The sequence below is a fragment of the Archangium primigenium genome, from assembly GCF_016904885.1.
Taxonomy (GTDB): Bacteria; Myxococcota; Myxococcia; order Myxococcales; family Myxococcaceae; genus Cystobacter; species Cystobacter primigenius.
In genome coordinates this window covers 5,227,274-5,244,372 of sequence record NZ_JADWYI010000001.1, presented here as the reverse complement: position 1 = coordinate 5,244,372, position 17,099 = coordinate 5,227,274, and the positions used below count along the sequence as shown (strand labels likewise).

At 69.4% G+C, this 17,099-nt stretch carries 12 protein-coding genes; 4 read left to right on the top strand and 8 right to left on the bottom strand.

Going from position 1 to position 17,099, the window contains the following annotated elements:
- The first annotated feature begins 32 nt into the window (after positions 1 to 32).
- Positions 33 to 1,739 carry an AarF/UbiB family protein gene (locus I3V78_RS21560; RefSeq protein ID WP_204496740.1) on the top strand — a complete coding sequence of 569 codons (1,707 nt, stop codon included), beginning with the start codon at positions 33 to 35 and terminating at the stop codon, positions 1,737 to 1,739.
- Here the strand turns inward: I3V78_RS21560 and I3V78_RS21555 are convergent.
- The 7 genes from I3V78_RS21555 to I3V78_RS21525 all read right to left on the bottom strand — a co-directional run bounded on the left by I3V78_RS21555 (position 1,732) and on the right by I3V78_RS21525 (position 11,979).
- On the bottom strand, positions 1,732 to 4,836 hold the full coding sequence (locus I3V78_RS21555) for an efflux RND transporter permease subunit (protein ID WP_239576513.1): 3,105 nt from the start codon (positions 4,834 to 4,836) through the stop codon (positions 1,732 to 1,734). The genes I3V78_RS21560 and I3V78_RS21555 overlap by 8 nt on opposite strands.
- Positions 4,833 to 6,014, bottom strand: coding sequence for an efflux RND transporter periplasmic adaptor subunit (locus I3V78_RS21550; protein WP_204496739.1), 1,182 nt, complete (start codon positions 6,012 to 6,014; stop codon positions 4,833 to 4,835). Before I3V78_RS21550 ends, I3V78_RS21555 begins: the two co-directional genes overlap by 4 nt.
- Positions 6,015 to 6,035: 21 nt before the next feature.
- Positions 6,036 to 7,349, bottom strand: a complete 1,314-nt coding sequence (locus I3V78_RS21545) for a TolC family protein (RefSeq protein ID WP_204490338.1) — start codon at positions 7,347 to 7,349, stop codon at positions 6,036 to 6,038.
- A gap of 552 nt (positions 7,350 to 7,901) precedes the next feature.
- A complete protein-coding gene (locus I3V78_RS21540) occupies positions 7,902 to 9,188 on the bottom strand; it encodes a hypothetical protein (protein WP_204490337.1) in 1,287 nt (428 codons plus the stop codon).
- Positions 9,189 to 9,260: 72 nt separating this feature from the next.
- On the bottom strand, positions 9,261 to 10,298 hold the full coding sequence (locus tag I3V78_RS21535) for an SPFH domain-containing protein (protein WP_204490336.1): 1,038 nt from the start codon (positions 10,296 to 10,298) through the stop codon (positions 9,261 to 9,263).
- 20 nt (positions 10,299 to 10,318) lie between these two features.
- Positions 10,319 to 11,386 (bottom strand): SPFH domain-containing protein, encoded by a 1,068-nt coding sequence (locus tag I3V78_RS21530; RefSeq protein WP_204490335.1) that lies wholly within the window; start codon positions 11,384 to 11,386, stop codon positions 10,319 to 10,321.
- Positions 11,383 to 11,979, bottom strand: a complete 597-nt coding sequence (locus I3V78_RS21525; protein WP_204490334.1) for a hypothetical protein — start codon at positions 11,977 to 11,979, stop codon at positions 11,383 to 11,385. Before I3V78_RS21525 ends, I3V78_RS21530 begins: the two co-directional genes overlap by 4 nt.
- A 274-nt stretch (positions 11,980 to 12,253) precedes the next feature.
- Here I3V78_RS21525 and I3V78_RS21520 point away from each other — a divergent pair, with 274 nt between their 5' ends.
- From I3V78_RS21520 to I3V78_RS21510, 3 genes are all read left to right on the top strand, one after another.
- Positions 12,254 to 13,096, top strand: a complete 843-nt coding sequence (locus tag I3V78_RS21520) for an MBL fold metallo-hydrolase (protein ID WP_204490333.1) — start codon at positions 12,254 to 12,256, stop codon at positions 13,094 to 13,096.
- The gene (locus tag I3V78_RS21515) at positions 13,096 to 14,691 is read left to right on the top strand and encodes a sigma-54-dependent Fis family transcriptional regulator (RefSeq protein ID WP_204490332.1); all 1,596 of its coding nucleotides are present in this window, start codon (positions 13,096 to 13,098) and stop codon (positions 14,689 to 14,691) included. The genes I3V78_RS21520 and I3V78_RS21515 overlap by 1 nt, the downstream gene beginning before the upstream one ends.
- Before the next feature lie 368 nt (positions 14,692 to 15,059).
- Positions 15,060 to 16,142: a hypothetical protein gene (locus I3V78_RS21510; protein WP_204490331.1), complete on the top strand. Its 1,083-nt coding sequence runs from the start codon at positions 15,060 to 15,062 to the stop codon at positions 16,140 to 16,142.
- 13 nt (positions 16,143 to 16,155) lie between these two features.
- On the opposite strand, the gene I3V78_RS21505 is transcribed toward I3V78_RS21510, so the two are convergent.
- Positions 16,156 to 17,043, bottom strand: a complete 888-nt coding sequence (locus tag I3V78_RS21505; RefSeq protein WP_338023697.1) for a hypothetical protein — start codon at positions 17,041 to 17,043, stop codon at positions 16,156 to 16,158.
- Positions 17,044 to 17,099 lie beyond the last annotated feature (56 nt).

Below are 17,099 nucleotides of genomic sequence, written 5' to 3'. Positions count from 1 at the left end.
GCGGGGCCCGCCGTGGAAAGGTGCCGGGCACCGTGCTCTTCCAGGATTTGAACCGCATCCGGCAGATTGGCGTCATCGCGGCGCGCCATGGCTTTGGCGAGTGGTTGGAGCGCGCCGGGGTATGGCGGCTGCTCGGGCGGCGCGAGAAGGTGGAGGTGGCGCCGGAGACGCAGCGCGCCAGCACCGCGCGCCGCTTCCGCATGCTGCTCAATGACCTGGGGCCCACCTTCGTCAAGCTCGGGCAGATCCTCTCCACGCGCGCGGATCTGCTGCCGGCCGAGTACATCGAGGAGCTGGCCACGCTGCAGGATCACGTGGAGCCCATCGCCCTGGAGGAGGTCTACACGCGCATCCGCGAGGCGCTCGGGCAGGAGGCCTCGACGCTCTTCAAGCAGATCGATCCCCAGCCGCTCGCCGCGGCGTCCATCGCCCAGGTGCACCGCGCGGTGACGCTCGAGGGCGAGGAGGTGGTGGTCAAGGTGCAGCGGCCGGGCATCTCCGCGCGGATCGACTCGGACCTGGGCGTCTTGCGCTCGCTGGCCAAGCTGCTCGAGGCGGTGGTGGAGGAGACGGGCATCTACTCGCCCACGGGCATCATCGACGAGTTCGACCGGGCCATCCACGAGGAGCTGGACTTCATCCAGGAGGCCGCGAACATCCGCGCCTTCCAGGAGAACCACCGCAACCGGCCGTACATGACCATTCCCCAGGTGCACGCGGGGCTGAGCAGCCGCACGGTGCTCACCATGCAGTTCGTGCGGGGCGTGAAGGTGAGCCAGGCGCAGCTGTCCCCCGAGGACCGGCGCGAGGTGGCGGGCCACCTGCTCGACACGAGCTTCCGCCAGCTCTTCGAGGACGGGCTGTTCCATGGAGACCCCCACCCGGGCAACATCCTGGTGCTGGAGGGCAACCGGGTGGCGCTGCTGGACTTCGGCGTGGTGGGCCGGCTCACGCGCGCCATGCAGGAGACGCTGGTGATGCTGGTGCTGGCGGTGGCGCTCAAGGACAGCGACTCCGTGGCGCGCATCCTCTACCGGATTGGCGCGCCGGACGCGCGCGCCAACCTGATGGGCTTCCGCAACGACATCGAGAGCGTGCTGGGCAAGTACCTCACGACGACGCTGGGCCAGGTGGACGCGCGCAGCGTGCTGCGGGACCTGTTGGATCTGGCGGTGAAGTACCACATCCGCGTGCCCAAGGAGTACGCGCTGCTGGGCCGGGCCTCGGTGTCCACCGAGGGCATCCTGCGCACGCTCCACCCGGACCTGAACGTGATCGAGGTGGCGATGCCCTACGCCAAGGAGCTGCTCGCGGACCGGTACGATCCGAGCCAGCTCCAGGGCGGGCTCATGCGCACGCTCCTGCGCTTCCAGTCCATGGCGGCGGACCTGCCCACGCAGCTGTCGCAGATCCTCCTGGACCTGGAGTCGGGGAAGTTCAGTGTGACGGTGCGCGCGGAGCAGTTCGACCGGCTCAACGAGAGCCTGCGCACCGCGGCGATCGTCATGTTCCTGGGCCTGTGCGCCTGCGGCACCATCGTGGGCGTGTTCATCTCCTTCGCCCAGGCGCCGCCGTGGCAGTACCACGGCCTGCCCGTGCTGGGCCTGTTGGGCGTGGCCATGTCCGCGGCGCTCTTCGGCGCGACCTTCACCTGGTACCTCTTCGGCAACCGCATCGGCTTTGGCAAGGTGCGCGTGCGCAAGTGGCTCGGGCCCGCGACCAAGCCTCCGCTCAAGTAGGCGCCGGGTGCTTGCCCTCCGGCACGCTCGGGGGCTGTTCGTGGCCGGACTCGCCGCGCCCCAGGCGCGTCTTGATGCGGTCGGCCACCACGTAGAACGCGGGCACCACGAGCAGGCTGAGCACCGTGGACAGCGACAGGCCGCCGAGCACCGCCACCGACATGGGGGCGCGCGTCTCGCTGCCCGCGCCCAGCGACAGCGCCGCGGGCACCGCCGCCATCATCGTGGCCAGGGTGGTCATCAGGATGGGCCGCAGGCGCACCGGGCCCGCGCGCTGCATGGCCTCGGTGGCCGTGGCGCCCAGCTCGCGCTGCTGCAGCGCGTAGTCCACCAGGATGATGGAGTTCTTCTTCACGATCCCCATGAGCAGCAAGAGGCCGATCATGCTGAAGATGTTGAGCGTGGTGCCCGTGGCGGCCATGGCGAAGGCGGCGCCCGCCACCGACAGCGGGAGGATGGTCAGCACCGTCACCGGGTGGAGGAACGAGTTGAACTGCGAGGCGAGCACCATGTACGCCACGCCGATGCCCAGGAGGAGCGCGAAGATGAGGCTGCTCATGGACTCCTGGAAGGCGATGCTCGAGCCGCCGAACACCACCCGCGAGCCTCCGGGCAGCTCGCCCGCCAGGCGTCGCACCGTCTCCAGGGCCTCCTGCTGCGTGGAGCCCGGGGCCACGTTGGCGAAGATGCTGATGGCGCGCTCGCGATCCCGCCGGGTGATGGCCTGGAGCGCCGGGCGCTCCTCCTGCGTCACCAGCGTGGACAGCGGCACCAGCGCCCCCGTGCCCGTGCGCACCTTGAGCAGCGACAGGTCCTCCGGGCGCGAGCGCTGATCCTTGAGCAGGCGCATGCGCACGTCGATGCGCCGGCCCCCGGTGCTGTACTTGCCCACGCGCACGCCGCCCACCAGGGCGTTGAGCGTGCTGCCCACCGAGGCCATGGACACGCCCAGGTCCGCCGCGCGCGCCCGATCCGGGGTGATGCGCAGCTCCGGCATGCCGAGCTGGTAGTCGGAGTCCACGTCCACCACCTTGCCGCTCGCCTGGAGCTTGTCGCGCATCTCCGTGCTGGCCTCGATGAGCTGCTCCCAGTCCGAGCCGCGCACGCTGAACTCCACCGGGAAGCCCCGCGAGGCCGTGAAGCCGCTCTGCGACAGGTCCATCACCACCGCGCGCAGGCCGGGGTAGGAGTTGAGCTCCTTGCGCAGCACCTGCTGGAAGTCGGACTGACTCATGCGCTGGTCGGGCGGCACCAGGGTGATGTTGAGCATGCCGCCGTTCACGCTGCTCACGCCGCCACCGCCGCCCACCACCGCGAAGAGCCGCGCCACCTCGGGCCGCCCGAGCACGAACGCCTCCGCCTTCTGGAAGATCTTGTCCGTCTCCTCCAGCGTGCTGCCCACCGACGTCTGCATGCGCACCATGAGGCGGCTCTGGTCCTGCGAGGGGACGAACTCGCTCGACAGGCGCTGGTAGGCCAGCCCCGACAACGCCAGCACCCCCACCGCCCCGCCCAGCACCCACCAGGGGTGGCGCAGGCCCCGCGCGAGCACCCGGCCGTAGACGCCCTCCAGCCACGTGAAGGCGCTGTCCACCGCCCGCCCCACCCGGCCACGCCCCTCGCGCGACGTCTTGAGCAGCTGCGCGCAGCGCGCCGGCGCCAGGGTGATGGCCTCCACGTAGGACAGCAGCACCGCCACGCACAGCGTCACGCCGAACTGGAGGAAGAACTTGCCGATGACGCCCTTCATGAAGACCACGGGCAGGAAGATGGCCACCACGGCGAGCGTGGCCGCCAGCGCCGCGAAGGTGATCTCCCGCGTGCCCTCGCGCGCCGCCGTCACCCGATCCGCGCCCTCCTCCGCGTGCCGGAAGATGTTCTCCATCACCATGATGGCGTCATCCACCACGATGCCCACCGCCAGGGACAGGCCCAGCAGCGTGAAGGTGTTGAGCGTGAAGCCCAGGAAGTAGATGCACGCCACCGTGCCCAACAGCGACATGGGGATGGCGAGGATCACGTTGAACGTGCTCGACAGCGAGCCGAGGAACGCCCAGCACACCAGCGCCGTGAGGAGGCACGCGAGCAGGAGCTCGAACTCGATCTCGTGCACGCTCTCCTCGATGAACTGCGTCGAGTCGAAGTTGATGCTCACGTCCAGGCCCTCGGGGGCGTCCGCCTGGAGCGTGGCGATCTTCTCGCGCACGCCCTTGGCCACCGCCACCGCGTTGGCCCCGCGCTGCTTCTTGATGCCCATGCCCTGCGCGGGCTCGCCATTGACGCGCGCCTGACGGCGCAGATCCTCGAAGCCGTCCTCCACCAGCGCCACGTCCGACAGGTAGATGGGCGAGCCCTCGCCCTCGCGCACCACCAGGTGGCGCAGCGTCTCCAGGTTCAACGCCTCGCCCATCATCCGGACGTTGATCTCCCGGCCTTCCGTCTCGATGCGGCCCGCGGGCATCTCCACGTGCTCGCGCTGCAGCGCGGCGACCAGATCCGTCACCGTGAGGCCCCGCGCGTCCATCTTCTCCGCGTCCACCCAGATGCGCACGTTGCGCTCGCGCGAGCTGAAGAGCGTCACCTCGCCCACGCCGGGCACCGTCTGCAGCACCTCCTTGAGCCGGTAGCGCGCGAAGTCCGAGATGTACTGCTGCGAGAACGGCCCCGACACGCCCACGGTGAGGATGGGCTGATCCTCGGGGTTGCTCTTGGAGATGATGGGCGGATCCATGTCCTCGGGCAGCCGGCGCTGGGCCTGGCTCACCCGGGCCTGCACGTCCTGCAGGGACAGGTCCACGTTGCGCGCCAGGTCCAGCTCCACCGAGATGGAGCCGCCCGACTGCCGCGCGCTGGAGGTGATGGACTTGACGCCCTCCACCTGCATCACCGCTTCCTCGAGCGGCTCGATGATGTCGCTCTCCACCGCCTCGGGCGACGCGCCCTCCCACGTCACGCCGATGCTGATGACGGGGTAGTCCACGTCCGGAAACTGGCTGATGCCCACGCGCTGGGCCGCCACCAGGCCGAAGACGATGGTCGCCGCCATGAGCATCCAGGCGAAGACGGGCTTCTTGATGCACACCTCGGTGATGTTCATCGCACCGCCCCCTGGGGCTGGGTTTGCTTCACGGGCTGGGCGCGCGGCTCACCCGTCAGGGGCGTCGTGCTCGCCGGCACCACCTTCACCGCCGCGCCCTCCTTGAGCGCCTCGCCGCCCCGCACCACCAATTGCTCGCCGGCCAGGAGCCCCGAGCGCACCTCCACGAGCCCATCCGCCGTGCGCAGGCCCAGCTCCACCACGCGCTCGCGCGCCTTGCCGTCCTTCACCACGTAGGCGAGGAAGCCGCGCTCGCTCGGGCGCACCGCCGTCTGCGGGATGACGGGCGCCTGCCGCGCCGTCTCCACCGGCACGGACACGGTGGCGAACGCCCCCGGGCGCAGCGTCTCGGACTCGGGCTTGCCCACCTCGGCCGTCACCTTCACCATGCGGCTGGCCGGGTCCGCCGCGTCCGCCACGTAGGCGATGCGGCCCTGGTACGTGTGCCCGTCCGAGCGCACCGTGAAGCGCGCCGTCATGCCGGGCTTCATCCGCCCCACGTCCGACTCCGGCACGGTGAAGTGCACGAGCATGGGATCCCGGCGCAGGAGCGTGGCCAGGACGGTGCCCGGCTGCACGTACTGCCCCGTCTGCACCGTGCGCGACTGGAGCACGCCGTCCAGGGGCGCCTTCACGTAGGCGTCGCGCTGGTTGAGCTCCGCCTGCTCCAGCGCCGCCTTCGCCGCGCTCGTGTCCGCCACCGCGCCGCGCGCCTGGGCCTGGGCGCTGTCGAGCTGCTCGGCGGGCAAGAGGCCCGGCTTCACCTCGTTGACCGCCACGCGCCGCTGGGCCGCTGACTCGGCTTGGACTCGCACGGCCTCGGCCCGCTCCAGCGCCGCCTTGGCCGAGCGCACGGCGATGCCGTAGCGCGCGGGCTCGATCTCCGCGAGCACCTGCCCCTTCTTGACGCTCTGACCCTCCATGAAGCCCACGCGCTCCACCACGCCCGGCACGCGCGCGGTGATCTGCACCTGCTCGAAGGCCTCCACCGAGCCCACCGCCGAGACGACGTACTCCACGTCCCGCGCCTCCACGGGCTCCACCTCCACCGGGAACTCGACGGGTCCCCGCGCCCGGCCGCCACCGCCTCCGCCGCCCCCCTTGCCCGCGGGCGCCGCCTCGCCACCGGACGACTTGCCACACCCCGACCCCACGGCGAGCGCCACCCCCAGCACCATCGTCACCACCTGGCTCTTCACTTACGGCTCCTTCCCGAGCGGATCGAGTCCCACCGCGGCCCGCAACTCCAGCAGCGCCGTGCCCAACGAATAGCGGGCCTGGGCCAGCGTCACCTCGGCCTCGTACTGTCGGACCTGCGCGTCACTCAACGCCAGCGCGGCGGCGAGTCCCTGTCGGTACAGCAAGCTCGTCTCCTCCGAGTTCAAGCGGGCGGCGTCCACCGCCACCTGGGCCCGGCTCAAGGACGCCTGGGCCGTGCGCAAGGACACCTCGGCGCGCGCCACGGCCACGTCCACCCGCCGCACGCCCGCCGCCAGCTCCCACTCCAGCGCCCGCGCCTGGGCGAGCCGGTCCCGCCGGTCCGCGTAGCGCTCGCCGCCGTCGAAGAGCGTCCACACCAGGTCCACCGCCAGGAAGCCGTTGCCCGTGCGGCCCGCGAGGCCCGACTCGTTGTTGAGGGTGTACTGGGCCGAGGCCGAGACCGCCGGGAACAGCCGCGCCAGGGGCTCGCGCGCGAAGGCCTGCTGGGCCTCCACCCGCAGGCGCGCGGCGAGCAGGTCCGGGCGGCGCTCCAGGGCGCCCTGGGACAGGCCCTTGAAGGCATCCACGGGCCGCGAGGCCTCGTCCAGCAGGGTCTCGGGCTGCGCGAGCGGGCCCTCCACGGGGGCCACCAGCAGGTAGCCGAGCTCCAACCGGCTCGTGGCCGCCTGCCCGATGGCGTCCGCCAGGGTGGCCTCGGCGGTGGCCACGTCGAGCTGGGCACGCGTCACGTCATTGGTGCTCGCCAGGCCGGCGGTGGCCCGGGCCTTCGCTTCCTCCATGGACTGACGAGCGAGGTCCAGACGGCGCTGCGCGGCCTCGGCCACCTGCTCCTGGCCGAGCGTGGACAGGAAGGCCGTGGCGGCCTGGAAGGCCACCTGCCGCCGGGCTTCCACGGCATTGAGGGCGGCGGCCTCCTTCTCCCGGGCGGCGGACTGGTAGAGCGGAATGCCGCGTGCGTCGAAGAGCTGCACCTGGGCCGAGACGCCGGCCCGGAGGGCGTTGAAGCGCTGGACGACGACGGTCTCGCCGCCCACGACGCGGGTGGTCTCCTGCGGACGACGCGTGTAGCCGCCGGTGACGGTCAGTCGGGGCAGGAAGAAGGCCCGGGCCCGGGCGACGCGGGCCTCGGCGGCCTCTGCGCGGGCCCCGGCGGCCAGCACCGTCTCGTTCTGGGCCGCGGCGAGGGACACCGCCCGCTCCAGGGACAGCGACTCCTGAGCGCGTGCGTCATTCACGGCGAGCGCCAGCCCCGCGCACAAGGGGAGGACGAGGACACGGCGAAGCAGGGACATGGGCATCGGGGGGCGTCGAGGGGACCGGGTCCTATACACCAGGACCGGGCCGAGCGCCGCCAATGCACGAGGGGGGCCTTTATTCCCAGAAGTGAGCGCGTGGCGTCACGTTCCAGTCCCGCTGTTTTCGTGTGGCGGGAGTCACCGTGGACGAGTCCGTGCCGTTCGCCACGTGGGCGTGGGACGCTGGCGAAGACGAAAGAGTCCGGGGCTCTGTGGCGGCGACCCAGCGACATCGGCCCAAGGTGCGTCCTGCCCTGATGAATGCCGGTTACGATCAGGGCGCTAGGCCGAGGCGAAAATAAACGGGCGCCCTCTCCACGTCCTGCTGGCCATCCTGGGGTTTTCTCCCTGCTCCAGTGCCGCCTCGCGTGTGAGTCGGATGGCCCGTCTGTCTGCGAGCCCGGCTTCGCCCGCCTGCGAAACTACCTAGGACGATCTGGGCCTGCATGTCAAATTCATGAATCCTCTGATCGCAGGTGCCACGGGTCAACCGACGGAGGTGGCCGAGATGTCTTTCGCGCCGGGATGTATCAGAAAGCTCAATCCCTTTCAGTTCGGAAGCTTGCTAGGTCGCTCGGGTGGCAGTCCGCAAACGCGCCGCTTGGGCGACCGACTGACATTGTTTACAAGAAACAACTCGTCGGCGCCCCTCTTCACGACATCGCCATCCGTCACAATCAAAACTCCGCGCTCCTGAGACGTTCCGCCAATGCTTGCGACCGACAATGGCCTGAGCCGTTTTTCAATCTCATGGGCTCTAGCTGTTCTGGACTTGATCTCCAATTCATTCAGCCTTTGGCCGACAACAACAATAGATGCAAACCGAACGGCTGATTGGGATGGCTGATTGGGCGGGTATTGGATATCCAGGGCCTTGTCTTCAAAATCTTTCCAAAAATCCTTCCAGTCGCCGCTCACTTCATTCGGCTTCATGTAACCCCGACTTCGCTCAACTAGACTGGAGTCCTTTCGACCTGGGAATTTCTCGCGATCAGGACATACAGCTCCAATTGGATGAGGAAACTCAACCAGGGCATCAATAAACTCCACATCATGCAGAGTGATTGATTCACCTGTCCCCAATCGCACACTGCATTCATCGCATTCGGCACTCATCCCGTCCTGAGATTTGAGAATTTTCGCGTGTGACCCAAAGGGCGTTAGCATGACGGCATTGAAAGCCCCTGTATCGCTCAACGCCCTTCCCGCCTGCCCTTGTGCGAGGAGGTATCCTCCAACGAAACTGACACACAGTAGTAGGATTGTCACGACTGCTGCGAGATTAATCCCAATCGAGGACACCCATTGGCGAAGCCGCACACGATGCATGGATGCGATCATCAGTGCCCGGCTGAGTTCGACTGCGTCTCGGTTCTGCGACTCCCCCTCGGTTGCTGCAAGCGACGCAAATTGGTAGAAGTTAAGCTCCGGACGTGTCGACCTTGATGTCCCTGTCGTTACAATGATCAGGGATTGGTTTTCCCGCGATATCCTGCGCAATTCACTGGCCAAATCTGGGCCGAATGATGAGGGCAGAAAAACAATTCCTCGAAACTCGCCTGAGCTGGATAGGGCACGCCGAACATCCTTGCCCCAGACGTCGGCAGGCGTGCCATTGAGATGTATGTGTTCGGAACAGTTGATGCCGATTTTGTTTGCTGCTTCAATAATCCGAACGCCCAAATCTCTATCATGCTCAAACCTCGCAAGTAGAATGGACGGTTTGTCGGGAGGCGAACGCTTGGCCTCCCAGATGATAGTGGGAACGACGTGCTTGACTATTCCTGTGACTAAACGGATGGCTAACTCTCCTGCTCCAGACTCTAGCAACGGCATCTAGCACCCACCTTGAGAATTGACTTTTGAAGGATTGGCAGGATTTTGTCTTTGGTTTGTCGTTTCAAAAGCCTACTCCCCGCCGCTCGACGCCTGGGCGCCGCCCTTGCTCACGGCGTACTGGGAGAGGATCTGGTTCATGTCCACGGTCTGGAGCGTGGTGCCGCCCTTGCCCGTGGGCATGAAGAGCAATTGCTTGCCCATCAGCGCCTCGGCGATGCGCAGCTTCACCATCGTGCGGCCACCCGCGCCCGCCAGGGCCTCGTTCTCCTTGGCGATGCCCTTGGACTTGGCCTCGGCCTCCTTGAGGATCGCCTCCGCCTCGTTCTTGGCCCGCACCAGCTCCGCTTCCGCCGCCAGCTTCGTCTGCTCCAGCTCGCCCTGCGCCTGGGCGAGCTTCTGCGACACCGTGCCCTTGGCCGTCTCCAGGTTGCGCTTGGACTCCTCCAGGGCCGCCTGCGCCTGCGAGCGCAGCTTCTCCGCCGTCTGCTCCGCCAGCTTCTTGTCGCGGATGACCGTTTCGTACTCGGGGTTGAAGCGGTGCTCGTGCGGAATCACCTGCTCCACGATGATGCCTTCCGAGGCCAGCGCGCTCTCCAGGAGCTTGCGCGCCTTCTCCGCCGCCGCGAAGCGCTTGTCCGCCGTGTAGAAGTCCTCCGAGCGCAGCACGTTGAGCGCATCGCGCACCAGCGCCCGCGCCGCTGGGCCCACCAGCCGGTTCTCCACCTCGCGCGTGCTGCTGCCCACCTTGCGCACCAAGTGCGGCGCCTTGGACGGATCGATCCGCCACGACACCGTCACGTCCACCGCGATGTCGTTGCCGTCCACCGTCTTGAACTCGATGTCGTCCGTGCGGCCCGTCTCCCCCGCCCCCTTGGCCCGCATGCGCAGGTTCTGCAGCTTCGTCTCGAACGTGGTCCAGTCCGTGGAGAACGGCGGGAAGAAGAAGTACGTGGCGCCCGGCGCGTACGTCTCCGGCTGCACGCCCCGCTCGCCCAGGAGCGTGAACTTGCGCGTGAGCACCCCCACCTCGTTCGCGTCCGTGGAGTGGCTCGCGCACCCGGTGAACAGCGGCAGCGCCGCGAGCGCCGTGAGTCCCAGTCGCTTCATGTGCATGATCCGCATGGTGCTCACTGCCCCTTCACGTCGAAGCGCTTGAGCGCCGCGTTCAAGTCCAACGGGTTCACGCCGCCCTCGCCATCCGTGGGCACCACGATGATGCGCGTGCCTCCGAGCACGTCCGCCATCTTCAGGCCCACCATGTTCTCGCTGCCCGCCCCGCGCAGCGCCGCGTTCTCCAGTTCAATCCCCTTGGCCCGCGCGAGCTTCACCACCAGGTCGCCCTGCGCCGCCTGGGTGCGCCGGTAGAGCTCCGCGGCCGAGCGCAGCTTGGCCACCTCCGCGTCTCCGCGCGACAGCTCCACCTGCACCGTGGCCTGGCCCTCGGCGATGATGCGGTTCTTCTCCGCCTCGGCCTGCGCCGCCGCCGCCTCCGCCTGGTTCTTGAAGACCGTCTGGTCCTGGATCTTCCGCTGCTCGATGGCCTGCTGGTAGCGCGTGTCGTAGCGGTACTGGCGCAAGAGCACGTGCGTCACGGTGATGCCCCGGGGCTCGAGCTCCGCCTTGAGCAGCTTCTGCGCGTCCGCCATGGCCTTGTCGCGCAGCTCCCCCCGGTAGAAGTCATCCGAGTCGAGCTGGCCCAGGGTGCGGCGCAGCACCTGCTCGGCGCGCGGAATCACCGCCGAGTCCTCGTAGAGCTGGCCGGGGCCGATCTGCGTCATGATCTTGAACGGGTTCTCCAGCCGGTAGAGCACCGTCACGTCCGCGGACACCGTGTAGCCGCCGGACGTCTGGATCTTGATGGCCCGCACGACGCGGTGGTCCGCGCCCTCGGCCACCTCGGCGGGGTTGTCCACCATGTCCAGCACCTGCAAGTCGCTCGGGAACAGGTGCATGCGCTCGGCGCCGGGCGTCACCCAGTGCAGGCCCGGGCCGTACACCTTGTCGCGGATGCCCTTCTCCCCGCCGAGCACCACCTGCTTGACGCCCAGTTGGTAGGGCCGCACGTATACGGTGCACGCGTTGTAGACGAACAGGCCGCCCACCACGACCACCGCCAGGGGCCAGAGGAGCTTCATCCGGGGCTGCTTGAGGGCCGCGAGCACTCGCTGCTGGGCCTCGTCACGTGACGTTTTCATGACCGCTCCTTGGAACGGGAATCAGGACGCCCGTCCGGGCCCGCCAGGGGCTCGGGCGGATCGGACAGGGGTTGATAGGCCTCGAGCTGTTGCTGCTCGCCCGCCATGTCCGCCACCAGCGTGGCGAGCTGGCGGCGGTAGCGGCGCTCGAGGAAGGACTCCTGCAGGTCCGGCAGGAAGGGGCCCGCGAGGATGAGCGCGAACGGCAGGGGCTCGAGCCAGTTGGGCACGCGCGTCAGGGCGATGACCACCGCCAGCACCAGGCCCACGCTGGTGTAGACGGCGCGCGAGACGAGGTCTCCCCCGCGCCACAGGCCGTAGTGGCGGCGCTGCAGGGCATGGTGCTCGCGCGCGAGCTGGAAGTAGCGCGGCAGGACCACGGAGAAGACGCCGTGCTCCAGGCGGGAGACATAGGGCGCGTCCGCCGCCAATTCGGCGAAGCGGCGCGCCACGTCGTCCAGCGCCAGCCGGGCCTCGGCCTTCAGCGCCCCCTCCACACGCGTGTCCCACTCGCCAAAACCGGGCCGACGCCGCTCGAGCCACGCGAGCACGTGCTCGCTGACCCGGGGCAGTCGGAACTCATCAGGGTACATGTGGCGCGGAGTCTTTCATGCGCCTCCCCGCGCTCACAATGTCCGGGTGGTGTCCGGGTGGTGTCCGGGGGGTGTCCGGAGGGGGCCGCGCACCGGATCGGATCGGCTGCACCATCCCGGTGCGCCACAATGGATCGCTCGCGGTCCAGGCAGCCCTGGAAATCCCAGCAACTCCAGGCCTTTGGCGTTGGCAACGTCCTTGCTTTGTCTCCCCGGCGTGAGGGGCGCTCCGGTGTGGCGCGCCCCCGTCTGACTTGTCGAGGGAGCAGCCATCATGGACGTGCGTTTCCACGGAGTGCGAGGGAGCATCGCGGTGTCGGGGGCGCATGCGGCGCGCATTGGCGGCAACACGTCGTGCGTGGAGGTGACGAGCCAGGGCGAGCGGCTCATCCTCGACGCCGGCACGGGCATCCGGGGGCTGGGCGAGGTGATGATGCGCGAGAGCGCGCCGCGCAAGACGACCCTGTTCTTCTCGCACCTGCACTGGGACCATGTGCAGGGCTTCCCCTTCTTCACCCCGGGCTTTTTGCCCACCACGGAGCTGACGCTCTATGGCCCCGGGCCGGAGGGGGACCGGGCGCTCCAGTCGGTGCTCGCCAAGCAGATGGAGCCGCCGAATTTTCCCGTGCCGCTGTCCACCATGCGCGCGCACATGGATTTCCTGTCGGCGCTGCATGGCCAGACGGTGGAGGTGGGCCCCTTCAAGGTGACGCCCTTCGACTCGCCGCACCCCCAGGGGTGTCTGGCGTACCGGGTGGAGGCGGACGGGCACGTGTTCGTCTACGCCACGGACATGGAGATTTCCCTGGAGACGCTCACCGCGCGCCAGGCCCGGTGGATGGAGGGCGCTGACGCGCTGTGTCTGGACGCGCAGTACACGCCGGACGAGTACAACGGGGCGCGGGGCATGCCCAAGAAGGGCTGGGGCCACTCCACCATGGTGGACGCGGCGCGGGTGGCGCGGGCGGTGGACGCGCGCCGGCTGCTGCTCTTCCACCATGACCCCGCCCACAACGACGAGCAGGTGGAGGGCATGGCCGAGGAGGCGCGCCAGGACTTCTCCGCCAGCGAGCCGGCGCGTGAGGGCAAACGCATCCTGCTCGGGGCGTGCGCGTGATGAGCGAGGCGCATCCGGCGCCGTCCTGCGCTAGTCTGCGCGCTCGCTTCGAGCTGCCCCCCCTGCCCCTCATGGCCCCCTCCCCCGACGTCAGTCACGTGCTCCTCCCGCTCGGCGGGCTCGTCGGCCGCGAGGTCGATCTCGACGCCTTCCTGCAGACGCTGATGGATCGCATCGCGGTGTCGATGCAGGCGGACCGGGGGACCCTGTGGTTGATGGACCCCGCGCGGGGGGACTTGTTCTCGCGCGCGGCGCACCTGCCCGAGGTGTCGCAGATCCGCGTGAAGCGGGGCCAGGGCGTGGCGGGCTCGGTGGCCGAGAGTGGCCTGCCGGTGAACATGCCGGACCCGCGGGGCGAGAGCCGCTTCTACGCGGACATCGACCGGATGACGGGCTACCGGACGACGACGAACCTGGCGGTGCCCCTGCGCGACACGGGCGGCGTGCTCTATGGCGTGCTGCAGGTGCTCAACCGCCGCGGGGGCGAGCGCTTCTCGGACGAGGACGTGGCGCGGCTGATGGCCATCGCCACGCAGGTGAGCCAGGCGCTGCAGCGCACGAGCCTCTACCAGGAGTTGCAGCGCGCCAAGGAGCAGCCCCAGGCGCCCGTGGGCTACTTCTTCAACCGCATCATCGGCGAGTCCGAGTCGCTCAAGGTCATCTACCGGCTCATCCAGAAGGCGGCGCCCACGGACGCCACGGTGCTGCTGCGGGGCGAGAGCGGGTGTGGCAAGGAGCTGTTCGCGCGCGCGGTGCACGTCAACAGCCCGCGGCGCGACAAGCCCTTCGTGAAGGTGGACTGCGCGGCCCTGCCGGCCACGCTCATCGAGAACGAGCTGTTCGGCCACGAGAAGGGCGCCTTCACGGGGGCGGACCACCGGATGCCGGGCAAGTTCGAGTCCGCCGAGGGCGGCACGGTGTTCATCGACGAGATCGGCGAGCTGCCCTTGCCGGTGCAGGGCAAGCTCTTGCGCGTGTTGCAGGACCGCGAGTTCGAGCGCGTGGGCGGCACCCAGACGTTGAAGATGGACGTGCGCATCGTGGCGGCGACGAACCGCGACCTGGCGCGCATGGTGGCCGAGGGGAAGTTCCGCGAGGACTTGTACTACCGCATCAAGGTGGTGGAGGTGGTGCTGCCGCCCTTGCGCGAGCGTGGGGGCGACGACATCGAGCGGTTGACGCGGCACTTCATCGCCTCGGCGGCCCGGCGCCACCGGCTCAACCCGCCCCGCTTGAGCGCGGCGGCCCTGGAGCGGCTCAAGCGCTACCGCTGGCCGGGCAACGTGCGCGAGCTGGAAAACTGCATCGAGAGCGCCGTGGTGCTCAGCGAGGGGGAGATCCTCGAGGAGCACCTGCCCCTGCCCAAGGTGGTGGACGGCGGGACAATGGCCGCGCCCGCCGCCGTGGCCGCGCGCGAGCCAACCGCGCCCGAGACGGGCGAGTGGCTGCCCCTGGCCGAGGTGGAGAAGCGGCACATCCTGCGGGTGCTCGACGCGGTGCGTGGCAACCGCACGGCCGCCGCCAAGACGCTGCGCATCGGCCGCAACACCCTGGGCCGCAAGCTCAAGGAGTATGGACTCGGGGACGAGGGATGACCTGCGCGGTCCGGTCGTCGCTCACGCGACACTACCTGAAAAACGTCCGCCGCCGTCTTGCCTGCAAGAGAGTCCCCGGTTCACACTGATTTCTGATTCTTGGCTCAGACGCTCGGAATCGGAGTCGGGGGACATCCATGAAGAACGCGAAGACGGGCGTATTCTATTGGCTGTTGACCGCGGGCCTCGCGGGCGCGCTCATCGGAAGCAGCGCCGAGGCCCTGCCCCCCGAATGCTACCAGTGCAGACCGTGCGGATGCTCATCCGATGGGGGCCAGCTGCAGTGCTGTGGATTCGGCACCTGCTGAGCTGGCCCGCCCATGACCTCACGCCCCGGTCGCCTTGGAATCGCGTTCGCGGGAGCCGGCATGCTCGTGCTCGGCTTCTTCGTCTTCGCCTCCCCCGCCCTCGACGAGCGGCCCGTTGAACACGGACGGGTCGCGCTGGACGCGGCCCCCCGCCGAGCGGCGCCCGCCCTCACCCGGACGCTCTGGTCCCCGGGCACGGTCCCGAGCACGACGACTGGCCTGCATTCCCGCGCACGAGAGGCCCCCACCCCACGCGGCAACATGAGGGCCGCGCACTTCGTGGCCTCGCTCGGCGCGCCACCCCGCGAGGCCCCCGCCTCCTCCGCGCTCCCCGGCACCTCGAGCGCCCCACCTTCCGACGACGGCCTTCCCGCCTCGGGCTTGCGCTGCACGGTGGAGCCCTCGGGCGCGCTCGACTGTGGCGAGTGCCGGGTGGATGGGGATTGTCCTCCGGGCCAGGGATGCGCCGCCAACCGGAGCACCCGACGCCACGAATGCATGGCCTCGGAGTGTGAGGAGGACGCCCACTGCTTTCCGGGCAGCGTGTGCCGGGCGCTGACGCGGGGCGAGTCGGGCGTGGTGGTGCGCCGGTGCATGCCCGCGGGTCAGCGCGCGGAGGGCGAGGCGTGTGATCTGGGTTATGTCTCGCCGGAGGGCTCCTGCCAGGAGGGGCTCGTGTGCCTGCTGGGCCACTGTGGCAAGCGCTGCCGGCCCGGCGAGCCCGACAGCTGCCCCACCGGATACTCCTGTGAGGACAGCCTCGAGGGCCCGGCCTGTCGCGCGGATTGCCAGACCCTCGGCTGTCCCGGAGGTCAGCGCTGCAAGCGGCTCAACGACACGGACTCCAAATGCCTGGCGACGGTGCGCGGCGAGTGCCCCGAGAACCCCTGTGGCGAGGGCGAGCGCTGCAACCTGCGCTCCTTCCGGAGCGAGGGCGTGTTCTGGTGTGCCCAGCGCTGTCAGCCACTCCTGGGCAACACCTGTCCCGAGGGCCAGGTGTGTGGCATGGGCAGCGCGACCGAGAGCACGTGCTTCCAGTCGTGCGATCCCCGGCGCGCGGACGCGTGCGCCGAGGGGTGGGAGTGCGCCACGGTGTCCGAGGACTTGAGCCAGTGGGGCTGCATCCCCAGCACGAATCCCTGAGGACGCGTGCCGACTAGCTGGCGAACATCCACGCGGCGGCCACGGTGAGACCGCCGGCGGCCGCGAACAGCCGCCACGCCCGGCGCGACAACTGAGAGCCCGTGCTCTCGCCCGGGTTGCCCAGAATCACCATGGCGGGTCCGCCCTGGCGGCCGCGCAGTTCGTACACGCCGCGCACGGGCCCGGGCCGCAACTCGCCCACCACCAGGCACGCCTCGCCGAGCTTGCCCACGCGCTCGTGGGACAGGGCCTCCTCGGCGGGCAGGCCCTCCACGGGCACGTTCGCCGAGCCGGCCTCCGCGGGCATGCCCAGCAGGCACGGCCGGGTCTGCTGGGGCGCGAGCATCAGGCGGGGCGAGAAGCTCAGCGCCGCCTCCGTCTTCTCGCCCTTGATCTGCAACAGGGGGGCGTAGGCGCGCTCCACGGACAGCAGCGAGCCCTTGCTCCCATCCGCCCGGACCGCGCGCACCTCGGCCTCGTAGAAGGCGCACACCACGCCGCCCGGCGACGTCACCGAGTCACTGGCGCCGAGCCGACCCCGGTACACGCCCCAATGGGGCGTCTCTCCCCGGCGCAGGGCGGCCACGCCCTCGTCGATGCTCCGGGGGGCCTCGGACTTGAGCGCATCCGCGCGCCCCCGCACCCGCGAGCCCACCACGGCGAGCCCCGCGGCGCCCACGAGCAGCCCCGCGCCCACGCCATGGCCCACCGCGCCGAGCGACACCCAGGTGAGCGGCCCCATGCCGTAGCGCAAGGCCACGAAAGCGAACATCACCGCCAGCAGCGCGAACCAGGCGAGCGGCCCCCGGGGCGAGAACGCCTGCGCGTCCTTGCGTCCAAAGGCGAACGCCGCCACCACCAGGGCCCCCAGGCCCGCCGCGTAGAGCGGTGCGAATGCCAACCGCCAATCCATGGCTCCCCCTGCCCCCGAGTCCACTCCCTGGGACCGTCCCCACG

Coding starts and splice junctions, on each gene's coding strand:
- I3V78_RS21555 (WP_239576513.1), bottom strand. CDS start 4,836: ATGAACATCACCGAGGTGTGCATCAAGAAGCCCGTCTTCGCCTGGATG.
- I3V78_RS21540 (WP_204490337.1), bottom strand. CDS start 9,188: ATGCCGTTGCTAGAGTCTGGAGCAGGAGAGTTAGCCATCCGTTTAGTC.
- I3V78_RS21545 (WP_204490338.1), bottom strand. CDS start 7,349: ATGTCCCTGCTTCGCCGTGTCCTCGTCCTCCCCTTGTGCGCGGGGCTG.
- I3V78_RS21550 (WP_204496739.1), bottom strand. CDS start 6,014: ATGGTGCTGGGGGTGGCGCTCGCCGTGGGGTCGGGGTGTGGCAAGTCG.
- I3V78_RS21535 (WP_204490336.1), bottom strand. CDS start 10,298: ATGAAGCGACTGGGACTCACGGCGCTCGCGGCGCTGCCGCTGTTCACC.
- I3V78_RS21525 (WP_204490334.1), bottom strand. CDS start 11,979: ATGTACCCTGATGAGTTCCGACTGCCCCGGGTCAGCGAGCACGTGCTC.
- I3V78_RS21510 (WP_204490331.1), top strand. CDS start 15,060: ATGCTCGTGCTCGGCTTCTTCGTCTTCGCCTCCCCCGCCCTCGACGAG.
- I3V78_RS21520 (WP_204490333.1), top strand. CDS start 12,254: ATGGACGTGCGTTTCCACGGAGTGCGAGGGAGCATCGCGGTGTCGGGG.
- I3V78_RS21530 (WP_204490335.1), bottom strand. CDS start 11,386: ATGAAAACGTCACGTGACGAGGCCCAGCAGCGAGTGCTCGCGGCCCTC.
- I3V78_RS21515 (WP_204490332.1), top strand. CDS start 13,096: ATGAGCGAGGCGCATCCGGCGCCGTCCTGCGCTAGTCTGCGCGCTCGC.